The organism is Neoaquamicrobium microcysteis, assembly GCF_008180155.1.
Classification (GTDB): Bacteria; Pseudomonadota; Alphaproteobacteria; order Rhizobiales; family Rhizobiaceae; genus Aerobium; species Aerobium microcysteis.
On the sequence record NZ_VSZS01000038.1, the window covers coordinates 1 to 10,711 of the forward strand.

Annotated in this window: 11 protein-coding genes and 1 pseudogene; 6 read left to right on the top strand and 6 right to left on the bottom strand. The window is 64.4% G+C overall.

The window, feature by feature from the left end; translation table 11 throughout:
• Positions 1–216: 216 nt before the first annotated feature.
• The 5 genes and pseudogenes from FY036_RS00260 to FY036_RS00280 form a co-directional block, all read right to left on the bottom strand.
• Positions 217–660, bottom strand: a pseudogene (locus tag FY036_RS00260) (IS110 family RNA-guided transposase); the annotation flags it as partial.
• A gap of 261 nt (positions 661–921) precedes the next feature.
• Positions 922–1,140: a hypothetical protein gene (locus tag FY036_RS00265; RefSeq protein ID WP_090597679.1), complete on the bottom strand. Its 219-nt coding sequence runs from the start codon at positions 1,138–1,140 to the stop codon at positions 922–924.
• Positions 1,141–1,161: 21 nt separating this feature from the next.
• Positions 1,162–2,067 carry a DUF6671 family protein gene (locus FY036_RS00270; protein WP_090597680.1) on the bottom strand — a complete coding sequence of 302 codons (906 nt, stop codon included), beginning with the start codon at positions 2,065–2,067 and terminating at the stop codon, positions 1,162–1,164.
• Positions 2,064–4,487, bottom strand: a complete 2,424-nt coding sequence (locus FY036_RS00275) for a YbcC family protein (protein ID WP_148912735.1) — start codon at positions 4,485–4,487, stop codon at positions 2,064–2,066. The genes FY036_RS00270 and FY036_RS00275 overlap by 4 nt, the downstream gene beginning before the upstream one ends.
• A 23-nt stretch (positions 4,488–4,510) precedes the next feature.
• On the bottom strand, positions 4,511–6,082 hold the full coding sequence (locus FY036_RS00280; RefSeq protein ID WP_148912736.1) for a proton-conducting transporter transmembrane domain-containing protein: 1,572 nt from the start codon (positions 6,080–6,082) through the stop codon (positions 4,511–4,513).
• 103 nt (positions 6,083–6,185) lie between these two features.
• Here FY036_RS00280 and FY036_RS00285 point away from each other — a divergent pair, with 103 nt between their 5' ends.
• The gene (locus FY036_RS00285; RefSeq protein ID WP_090597682.1) at positions 6,186–7,079 is read left to right on the top strand and encodes a LysR family transcriptional regulator; all 894 of its coding nucleotides are present in this window, start codon (positions 6,186–6,188) and stop codon (positions 7,077–7,079) included.
• On the opposite strand, the gene FY036_RS00290 is transcribed toward FY036_RS00285, so the two are convergent.
• On the bottom strand, positions 7,080–7,991 hold the full coding sequence (locus tag FY036_RS00290; protein ID WP_090597683.1) for a LysR substrate-binding domain-containing protein: 912 nt from the start codon (positions 7,989–7,991) through the stop codon (positions 7,080–7,082).
• Positions 7,992–8,091: 100 nt separating this feature from the next.
• On the opposite strand from FY036_RS00290, the gene FY036_RS00295 reads away from it, so the two are divergent.
• The 5 genes from FY036_RS00295 to FY036_RS00315 all read left to right on the top strand — a co-directional run bounded on the left by FY036_RS00295 (position 8,092) and on the right by FY036_RS00315 (position 10,529).
• Entirely contained in the window at positions 8,092–8,331 is a 240-nt protein-coding gene (locus tag FY036_RS00295; RefSeq protein WP_161601057.1) for a YdcH family protein, read from the top strand.
• 10 nt (positions 8,332–8,341) lie between these two features.
• Positions 8,342–8,629 (top strand): hypothetical protein, encoded by a 288-nt coding sequence (locus FY036_RS00300; RefSeq protein ID WP_090597685.1) that lies wholly within the window; start codon positions 8,342–8,344, stop codon positions 8,627–8,629.
• Positions 8,630–8,768: 139 nt separating this feature from the next.
• Positions 8,769–9,776 carry a TerC family protein gene (locus tag FY036_RS00305; protein WP_090597686.1) on the top strand — a complete coding sequence of 336 codons (1,008 nt, stop codon included), beginning with the start codon at positions 8,769–8,771 and terminating at the stop codon, positions 9,774–9,776.
• Positions 9,777–9,875: 99 nt separating this feature from the next.
• The gene (locus FY036_RS00310; RefSeq protein WP_090597687.1) at positions 9,876–10,190 is read left to right on the top strand and encodes a hypothetical protein; all 315 of its coding nucleotides are present in this window, start codon (positions 9,876–9,878) and stop codon (positions 10,188–10,190) included.
• Between the two features lie 90 nt (positions 10,191–10,280).
• Positions 10,281–10,529: a hypothetical protein gene (locus FY036_RS00315; RefSeq protein WP_148912737.1), complete on the top strand. Its 249-nt coding sequence runs from the start codon at positions 10,281–10,283 to the stop codon at positions 10,527–10,529.
• Positions 10,530–10,711 lie beyond the last annotated feature (182 nt).

Genomic DNA, 10,711 nt, shown 5'->3' on the forward strand with positions numbered 1-10,711 from the left:
AACAAATTTCTGCTCAGGTCCCATTTGAACTGCAAAGCGTTACACTCCAGTCTCGCGCAAACAATTGAAATTGCACAATACGCGGATCTCAATTGAAACGTAAATCGACAGTTACGTCCAGCAGCACGGCCGACCCGGCAGCATCACCGAATTGGCGGACCATGCCCTGATCGGCTTCGACGGCATAATGCAGAACCATCGCGTGGCGAAATGGCTGCCGCAGGCGGTCCCGAATGACCGCAGCGCGTTCGATATCTGAGTGCGCTGGCGGTTGAGCATCAACCGGACCCGGTGCAGCATCATCACGCTTTGCTGCTCAGGCGACTTCACCGGCACGAAGCGCATGGTCGGTCGGGTCACGGCCTCGCAGATCGCTTCTGCGTCGGCTGCATCATTCTTCTGTCGCTTCAGATAGGGCTTTACGTACTGTGCCGGCAGCAGCCGCACATCATGGCCGAGTGCGATCAGCTCGCGAGCCCAATAGTGCGAGGAACTGCAGGCCTCGATCCCGATCACGCATCGTGGCAGACTTTCGAAGAAGGCGAGGACACGCCCTCGCGTCAGCTTTCGGCGAACAACAACCTCGCCGGACGAATCCACCGCGTGGACCTGAAAAACGGACTTTGCAATATCCAAACCGATCGTCACAATGTTGCTCATCGTGGTGCTCCTCCATCTTCAATCCCGCGATCATACCGCAGGGAGGGAGGAGAGCCGTCCACCGCATCAAGTCCGGACGGTCCGCTGTTGGAAGCGCTTGGCGGTTAGCTGCCTTTCCCGCACTGCCCTGTTGGGCAAAGTTTGCTTGGTCAGCGTAGGCCCATTGCGGCCATCAGAATCTGGTGGACGGAAGCCGTAAACGGTCGTAGCCGACCGGCCCCAGCATCAGATGCGACGCCACTGACCCTATCACCACACACTTCACGTCATGTTCGAATTCCGCACGTTGGCGCCGAGGCCTTCGGCGACATACGCACGCAGGAGCAGATTGAGAATCTCAAGATCGTTTTGCACTTCCACCGGATGGCATTTCCTGGCGCCTTCGAGGGCCGCCTTCAGCCATGGGCTCATCCGAGGATGCGCCAGAACCCAGGCGATCCGCTCGTCATTGGTCTGCGGCGCGTCATCAGCTTTCGTCATCGGCCTTTCTCCATCGTCCGGTCATGGGTTGCACAAGGGACAGTGTCCCGGATCGGCCTTGGTCAGCCCGTCGCCGCGCGGCCGGTTCTCACGATGCGGGCAGGCGACGCAGCCGAAGACGCGGTGGCGGACCATGAGGCTCGGCGTCCCGCACCATTCGCAAGGCAAGCCGATCTCGACATCGACCTGTCCGTAGCCGGGCGTGCGGCAGGCCGGGCACAGCGCGGAAAGCCGTTCGGCGAGAGCAGAGGCAAGGCGGCCGAGCGTCGCCATCCGGGTCGGGTTCATGTGGGCGCGCATATCGGTCTGGATCAGCGCCCGGCCGTCGTCCGATTGCGCCTTAGCCGACATGACGGCCAGCTCGAGCGCGGTTCTGTCGCGCAGGCCCTTGTGGATGTTGCCTGCTCCACCTTCGCTCTCGGCCGGCTTCACGATCAAGGCGTGCGCGGGAAAGCCGAGACGATCCAGGATGGGCGTCACATCGTCGCCAGCAACTACATAACCGTGGCCGAAGACCGGCGCGTCCTCGATCAGATGCTCGCTGACGACGATGCCGCGCATATCGTCGACGAGCACCATGAGCTCGACCCCACCGGGAACGAATGGGATCTGCGGGTGCGGGCCGTAGCTGCCTTCGCTGGCAAGGCCGATCGGCAAGCCGGTTGCCTTCATGCCCAGCCGCGCCTTGGCGATTGCCGCCTCGCGGATGGTGCCGGCGCGCGGGATCTCGCCGGTGAAGGTGCCGAGTGCGTCGGTGTCGATATCCGGCGCGGACGAGACGATCAGTCCGAGCCGGTCGCGCAGGACGGGCGCGATTGCTTCCTCCTTTCCGTGCATCGTGGCGAGCACGGCATGCCGGCAGGCATAGGGTGAATACCGGTGGCCGGCGTCTGCAAGGGGGACAGCTTGCGGAACGAAGGTCTTCATGCGTGCGCCTGAAGTCGCAAGGTTTCCACCTCCGCTTCGTCCCAGGAGAGGTTGCCGGCGTAACGCCAGGCCATGCGGCCGTCCTCGCCGAGGGCGAAGAGATGGAGCCAGCGATTGTCGAGCAGTGCCCGGACGTCCGCGTGGCGCTCGAGGATGCCGGTGATCGCCTTCTGCGGGGCCTCGATGACGACGGAGAGCCGCAGCGGTTCATGCGCCAGCTCATTACCGTCATGGACGGACTGCCAGGGCAGGCCGGCGCGCAGGAGGCCGCCATTGCCTTCGACGACGCCGATTCCCCCTGTGACGTTGTGCAGGAGCTTGTTGCCGGCGCCGAAGACTTCCGGCGCGACGGTTGAGCCGTAATATTGCAGGCTGATCCAGCTCGCGACGACGACCGGTGCGGTCAGGATTAGTTCCAGCACGCCGAAGCCTTCGTCGCGCCGCCAGTCATAATCATGCAGGAACGCCCGGCCCCCCAGGTCGCAACCCGTCGTGCGCCACCGAGGCGCGGCGACGAAAGCCTGGCAGCCGGCGAGCGCCCATTCGGGTCGCAACTCGGCCCAGTCGCGGGCGCGGCGGGCAATATCGGCCTGTGTCTCGGCGCGGGGCAGGCGCCTTGCCCGTTCGGCCCGCGCGAGCCCGCCTGCGGTCTGGAGCCAACCCCTGGCCGCCGTCAGGTCCGCGGCGTGCTCCACCGAGGAATGATCGGCGTCATAGATGGTAACGTCGTCGGTCGTCGTGTCGTGGAGCGCCGCCAGGAACAAGGTGTCTTCGGGAACCACGATGCCGCGTGCGAGAAGGCTGGTGCGCACGTCGGGCGCGTTGAGCAGCGAGGCGAGCAGCCGGGCATTGACCTCGCCCGAATAGCCGCCGCAGGCCCCGCAATGGAGTGCACTGGCATGCGGGTTGTTGACGACACTGGCGCCGTGGCCGGCGATCAGCACCAACCTCGCGAAACGATCGGTGAGCGACATGGCCCTGAGGACGGTTTCGGCCATCTCGATCCGCTGGTCGAGGCCGATCGTGTCGGCCGGCCGTGGCGCCGGGTCGTTCGGTGCGGCATTGCGGGTGAGCCCCAGCGCGTCGCGAAGAAGCTTGCCGACATAGACTGGCCCCGTCGCCTCGACGAAGGCGAAGGAGGAGACGGCGGCGAGCTTGAAGCGACCCCAGGCACGCTTGGCACGGGCCGCGATCCGTGCCGTGCGATCCGCGCGCTCGGTCTCAGGCGTCTGCTCTCCCGAGCAGGTGAAGAGACCGGGCCGGAGCAGAACGGGCAGGCGGGCTTCCACCACGTCCGAGCCGAAGCGGCGGTGCGCGATCCCCATGCCGAAGAAACCGGCGAAGCCGAGCGTGCTGATCCCGGGATCGAGCGTTTCCAGCGCCCTGCGAAAGACCTCCGAGCGGACGTCGATGCAGAAGGCCATCTGCATCGCGGGACGCGACGAAGCCGGCACGGCGGGCCGCGGTTCGGCGAAGAGGGCCCGCAGCTGCCTCTGGGCGGCGCGCTCAGCGGCCTCCTGGAGGATCGCATCGACATGATCCTCCGCGCTTGCGGCGACCGGTTCGGCATGGGCGGTCACGGTCTCGCGCCATTGCGTGCCGATCTCGTGCTCGTATTGCCGCAGAAGTGCAGCTTCCCAAACGAGACGAATGGCAAGGAGATCGATCACCGTCTTGTCGGTCCCGCCTGCCAGTGCGGCCTTCCAGAGGCGATAGCGTGCGAGCTGCGCCCAGCCGCCCAGGCTTGCCAGCAGGCGGTGGAAGCAGCTTTCCAGCGCCGACTCGGACAGGCCGAGCGTCTCGACGGCGTCGATCAGGGCGGCCTCGGCGCTTTCGGGAGCGTCCGCGACGGTGCCGGCGAAGCGGGCAAGGCCGACGATCTCCGGGGTCAGGTCATGCATGGCGACGGTGCGCCAGGAGGCATAGGCGCTGCGGCCTTGCGCTGCGGCCCAGAGCGCTTGGCCCTGATCGAAATAGCCTGCCGCCCAATGGCTGATGCGCTCATCGACCACGGCCTGCCAGTCGATGCCGCTGGCCTCGCGCGCCAACTCGGCGACGGTCGGCAAAGACCGCGCCGCCGACGTCTCGACATTCAATGCCTGCTTTAGCGCGGGAACCGTTTTTGGGCGCATTGATGCTGGCGCCGCTCCAAGCGCTTCGGCCAGATCTTCGTCGGTGAGTTCGCCGCTTTGGTGGCGCTCCCGATACCAGTCGCGCGGCATGTTGAGCCGGATGCCGGCGACCCGCCGCAACCGCGCAGCGGCGACAGCCAGCGGTTCGCCCGTCTGGCCAAGGAACGGATTGACAGCGACGCTGGACGCCAGCGGCCAGAGCGGCGGGATGGCGCGCGCTGCGCCGTGCGCCGCAGCCATGACTGCTTCGGAGCCGGGAAGTGGGGTCTTGTGTACAGTCATCAGCATGAGGTTTTCCTGATCCTTGAGCGTCACGAGGGCTTGCGGACGGACCAGCCGCCCAGCATGCGATCGAGCATGGCGTTGACATAAAGCCCGTTGGAGAGATGAACCCGCAGGCCGGCAGCCGCCGGATGGCCCGCCCAGAGCGGGAACAGCGCCTGCGCGACTGCGACCAGGCCGAAGGTCAGGACGGCGAGCGCCATCAGGGTCCATTCGAGCCTCCCCGGCGCGGGCGTCGCCGGCAGCACGCCCGCCGTCAGCCATTCGGCCACCGTCTGGAGCGCGAAGTAGCCGAGGGCAGCTGCGGTCGCGTAAATTGCTGTCCTTGTCGTCAGGGCGCGCGGTGCGGCATCCGCTAGCCCCTGGGCCAGCAGATAGGCGACGCCGAAGATGAGGATGGCGCCGAGTGCGAGCGATTGGGGTGATTTGTGCTCAAACCCGAAGCCAAGACCGAAGGCTGCACCGATCGCGCCATAGATCGCCAACGCGATGAAGAAGGCGCGGGCGACCGCGCCGCCATCTGGTATGGCCACCGGTCCCGGCCGGCGGATCGAGGCGACCTGCTCGACGGCACCGCCCGAGGCCAGGAAAGCATGGGCCTTGTAGAGCGAATGGGCGACGATGTGGAGCAGTGCCAACGGGAACAGCGCCAGCCCGCATTGCAGGATCATGAAGCCCATCTGCGCCACGGTCGACCAGGCGAGCGAGGTCTTGACTGCTGGCTGGGTCAGCATGACGAGTGCGCCGAAGAGGGCGGTGAAGCCGCCGACCATCGCCAGCACCGCCAGCACGCCGGGCGCGAGCAGCATCACGTCAGCGAAGCGGATGAGGAGAAAGCCGCCGGCATTGATGACGCCTGCATGGAGCAGCGCCGAGACCGGCGTCGGCGCCTCCATCACCTCGGTCAGCCAGCCATGGGTCGGGAGTTGGGCCGATTTCAACAACGCCGCGAGCGCCAGTAACCCCGCCGCTGCCGGCGCGTGCCAGGAAACGTCGCCGGTCCGCGCCATGGTATTGATCGCGGCGATATCGGTCGTGCCGAAGGCCACGCTCATCAACAGCACCGAGCCTGCCAGCGACAGGGCGCCAAGGACCGCGAAGAGCCGCTTCTTGCGCGCCGCGCGCTGCGCCCCGATGCGCTCGGGATAGAAGAGCAGCAAGCGATGGAGCGCAAAGCTCGTCGCGATCCACGCGCCGAGCAGTTGCACGAGATTGCCGGCCTGAACGAGGAGAAGGACCGCGGCTAGCGCCGCGCACAGCCAGCCTGTGAACGCGCCCTGCCGTGCTTCGCCATCGAGCAAGGTACGCGAATAGCGCAGCACGATCCAGCCGACGAAGGAGACCAGAAGCAGCATCGTCACGCTGATCACGTCGAGCCGCGCGGAGAGACCTATACCAGCCGAGCCTATGAGGGCGCTGTCGCCCGGACCCTGCAGCAGTAGGAGAACCAGCGAACCGGCCGCGATAGCGAGGGCCGACATGGCGGCTCGCTCGGCGACGGCCGCTACGTGCGGGGCCCTTCGACCCGGACGCGAAGACGCGAACAGTGCGGCGAGAAGCAGGAACAGCGGTGCGGCGAGCGGCAGCAGATTGAGCGACAAGGTGGTTTCCTTGGGTGCGGTGGCGACACCCTGCTGCTAGCCGAGCCGCGTTCCGAAAGAAAATGCATTGTTTGCTAAATTCCGTTCGCTATTATCGAACGGCATGGCAGCGCTCAATTATCACCATCTGCGGTATTTCCGGGCCGTCGCCCACGACGGCAACCTCACGCGCACGGCCGCGCGCTTGAACCTGACCCAGTCAGCGCTCTCGGTGCAGATCCGCAAACTTGAAGAGCAGCTCGGCCATGCGCTCTTCGACCGGCGCGGACGACAGCTTCATCTGACCGAAGCCGGCCGCATCGCGCTCGACCATGCCGATGCGATCTTCGCGACCGGGGAGGAACTGCTAGGCACGCTTCGCGAAACCGGTACGGCGCGCCAGGCGCTGCGGGTCGGGGCGCTCGCCACCTTGTCGCGCAACTTCCAGATGGAGTTTCTGCGGCCCGTTCTCGGCCGGACCGATATTGAGCTCGTCTTGCGCTCCGGCGGGGCCGCCGAGCTTTTGCGCGCGCTGGAAGCACTGAACCTCGACGTCGTGCTCATCAACCACGCGCCCGCGCGTGATGTACTGACGCCCTTCGTGGCGCATCGGATCGCTGAACAGCCAGTCGGCCTCGTCGGCACGCCGCATCGGTTTTTTGGCAGAGCGGGCCTCGTCGATCTTTTGCGCGACCATCCCGTCATCGTACCGACGCTGGAGAGCAGCGTGCGCGCCGGCTTCGACGCTCTTGCCGATCGCCTGATGGTGCGCCCGCAGATCGTCGCGGAGGTCGAGGACATGGCGATGATGCGGCTTCTGGCCCGCGAAGATGTCGGCCTTGCCGTCCTGCCGCCCATCGTCGTCAAGGACGAGCTGGCGGCCGGCCTCCTCGTCGAGGGCGATGAGCCGCTGGGGATCACGGAGACCTTCTTTGCCGTGACGATGGAACGGCGTTTTCCGAACCCGGCCTTGCGAATGCTCCTGCAGCAGGGCTCGGCGCAGATCGGAGTCGTTTAGCTACCCGACGCCGAGCGCCTGTGCCGCATCCTTGGCCCTTTTGGCCAGTTCCTCAAAATGCGCCGCGCGGCCGGCCGTTGTCCTGAAGTAGACCCCGACTTCGCGGGTCTCGCGCCAGTCGCTCACCTCAAGGAGATGCACGTCTTCCGCGTTGCGGAACTCCGCCCGTGCGTAAAGTTCTGGGAACAGGGAACAGCCCATACCTATCGAGACCATTTGGCGGATCGCGTCGAGGCTGGTGCCGACATAGTCGTCGACGACCGTCGCACCCGACGCCTTCGCCAGGTGCTGGACATTTTCCAAAAGACGGTTGCCGCTCCCCAGTGCCAGAAGGCGTTCGTTTGCCAGCTCCTTCATGGCAACGGATCGCCTTTGCGCAAAGCGGTGATCGGCCGGCACGCCGAGATAAAGCCGCTCGCTGCCAATCGGGATGAAGGTCAAGGAGGGCTCGCCGCATGAGGGGCCGACACCGCAATCGAGCGTGCCTTCGGCGACAGAGGTTTCGATCGCGGCAGGGCGATCCTCGACGATATAGATTCTGAGGTCGGGATATGTCCGGTGGAGGGGCGGCAGGAAGGTCGGCAGGAAGTACGGCCCGAAGCTGGGAGGCGTACCCAGCCTGACGACACCGCCCAAGGCAGCGCTGTCCTGCGCGACGGCATCCATCAGATCGGTCATCGCGGCAAGCGTAACGCGTGCTCCATGGAGAAAGCGTTCTCCGGCTGGCGTGATCAGGACCGCTGCCGAGGTCCGCTCGAAGAGCTGGATGCCGAGATTTTCTTCGACGATCCCAATTTGAACGGACAGCGTGGGTTGCGAGACATGGCAGCGCTTGGCGGCCTTGCCGAAATGACCGCATTCGGCAAGGGCGACGACATATTCGAGCTGGCGCAGGGTTGGTCGGAACGGCATGGCTGATAGTTGACGACTATCATGACGATTTCAACAATCAATTGGCGCAATCGCAAAGGCATACCCAAATCAGCCTCGTGGTCAACACGGAGGTATGAACATGGACCCGTTCCTGAACTCGCTGCGCAATCGTCGCGCACAAATCCAGGCCCGTATCGAGCATGAACAGGCGCGTCCCGCGCCCGACAGCCTGAGGCTCTACGGGTTAAAGAAGCTCAAGCTGCGGTTTCGCGAGCAGATCGAATATCTGGAGCGGCTCAACCGGGAAGGGCAGGCGACAGTCATCCCAGTGATCCGCCGCAGGTCCTTCACGCCAACGATGGCGCGGCCGCGGGCGTGAGGGCGCATCCATGCACCTTCAACCGCGCCAAGCGGCAAAGCTCAACCGTGTCGTCGGCTACGGCGGCGTTGCCCTGATCGTCGCATGGTCGCTGCTCGCGCTTGCTGCCTATGCCGCCGTCGAGGCGGCGGTCGGCTGGATGGCCGGCATGGGCGCTGCCGATGGCCTGATCGCCTGGTTCGCACAGATCGCCGCGCCGCTTGACGGACCGCTGATCGCGATCGTGTGGCTTGTCGGCGTCGCGATCCTGGGCGTTGTGACCGTCCTGATCCGCCGTTTGACTTCGGCCGCAACCTAGCTGGTCTACCGCCGCCGATCCTGCGGGATCGGCGGCGGACATGTTGATTGCCCCAGTCCGGGCCCCTCTGGCGAGAGATGCCGGTCCTCTCGCGATGTCGGACATTTTTTCACCGTGGACGACCGGCTGGAGAGTTCACGTGGAATTTGCATTTCTGTTCGCCGACTGGCTCGGCAAGCCGGTCTGGATGTGGCTCGGCTTCATCTCGATTGTTATCGCGCTTCTGGTCTTCGACCTCGGCGTCCTTCACCGTGACAATCACGAGATCGAGGTGCGCGAAAGCCTGATCCTGTCGTCGATGTACATCACCCTCGGTCTGGCCTTCGGCGGCTTTGTCTGGTGGCAGCTCGGCGCGGAATCCGGTATGAACTATGTGACGGGTTTCGTGGTCGAAAAGACGCTGGCGCTCGACAACGTTTTCGTCATCGCGCTGATTTTCTCCTTTTTCGCGGTTCCGCGCAAATACCAGCACCGCGTGCTTTTCTGGGGCATCCTCGGCGTCATCGTCCTGCGCGCCATCATGATCGGCCTCGGCGCGACGCTCGTCTCGCAGTTCTCCTGGGTGCTCTACATCTTCGCCGCGTTCCTGGTGATCACCGGCATCAAGATGCTGTGGATCGGCGACAAGGAGCCCGAGATCGGCAATAACCCCATCGTCGGCTTCCTGCGGCGCCGCTTCAACGTGACCGACGAACACCACGGCCAGGATTTCTTCGTCAAGAAGCCCGATCCGAAAACTGGCAAGCTCGTCTGGTTCATGACGCCGCTTTTCATGGCGCTGGTGATGGTCGAGATCGCCGACGTGATCTTCGCCGTGGATTCGGTACCGGCGATCTTCGCTATCACGACGGACCCATTCATCGTCTACACGTCGAACATCTTCGCCATTCTCGGCCTGCGCGCGCTCTACTTCGCGCTCGCTGCGATGATCCACCGGTTCCAATACCTAAAGCCGGCGCTCGCGATCGTGCTGATCTTCATCGGGTCGAAGATCTTCGTCGCTGACCTGCTCGGTCTCGAGAAGTTCCCCGCCGCGCTCTCGCTTGGCATCACCTTCGCTATCATCGCGTCGGGCGTGGTCTGGAGCCTGGTAAAGACGCGGTCTCAGCCGCCGCATATCGGGCCGGAAGAATTGCCGCGCCCCTAAGGCTCGGCCCTGGCGCTGGACAGCAAGTCCATCGCCAGGGCTGCCAGATGGCGCACTTGGAATTGAGCTCGACATGTTCGGACGCAAGGAGTTGAAACAATGCACGACATGCTGGTCGCCCTGATCACCTTTCTTCTTCTCGAGCCGCTGCAGCAGGACATCGCAAGGTCGCTTGCCGACACCAGCGCCCCGCAGGAGGTAGTGGCCTCGCTCGTCGCCTGTGTAACCGAGCAAGGAGCGCAGATCGTCAACCGTGCTTTGGACGATCTGTGGTGGGCGTCATCAAGCGCATTCGGCGTCTGGATCGGTTTTGCCGACCCGGTCACGCTGCTTACCGAGGCTGCACCGGAATGCGTGGCAGCCATCGACGCCGCCCGGCCGTTTCTTGAGCCACTAGAAGGCGCCAGTGGGTAAGCGCAGAGCGACAACGGGAGGGCCGCAGTTCGTTCACTGGCTTGCGGCCGCGATGACGCTAGGGACGTTCATAAAACGAGCAGCCGACACATGCATAACCTCTCCACCATACTCGATCTTTCCATCGTCGGCTTTGCGATGGCATCCGCCTGGCTCTGGTGGGCATCCGGCCGTCACCGGGTCAGGCGGATCACGCGGCGCGAGGAACTGAGCGCCGCGGACATCAATCGGTTGGTCGTCGCGTTAAACCGGTCACAGATGCTCAATACGCGCGCGGCATTCACGACGGCCTGTGCTGGCGCACTTGCAGCAATCCGGCTGGCCGTGGACCTTGCATAAGATGCCGGAAGAACAGCGTGAGGCTAGACACATGCCCCGACTTGCCATCACTCAGAAACGAGGATCAGATCTGTCGATTTACACTTCAAACAGGGACTGGCGCGGATTTAGAGAAAGTTGGATAGTTCAATTGAGACTTTTGCGCCCAGAGTCTCGATTGAAGTGTTAGGTTCACGGCTTGT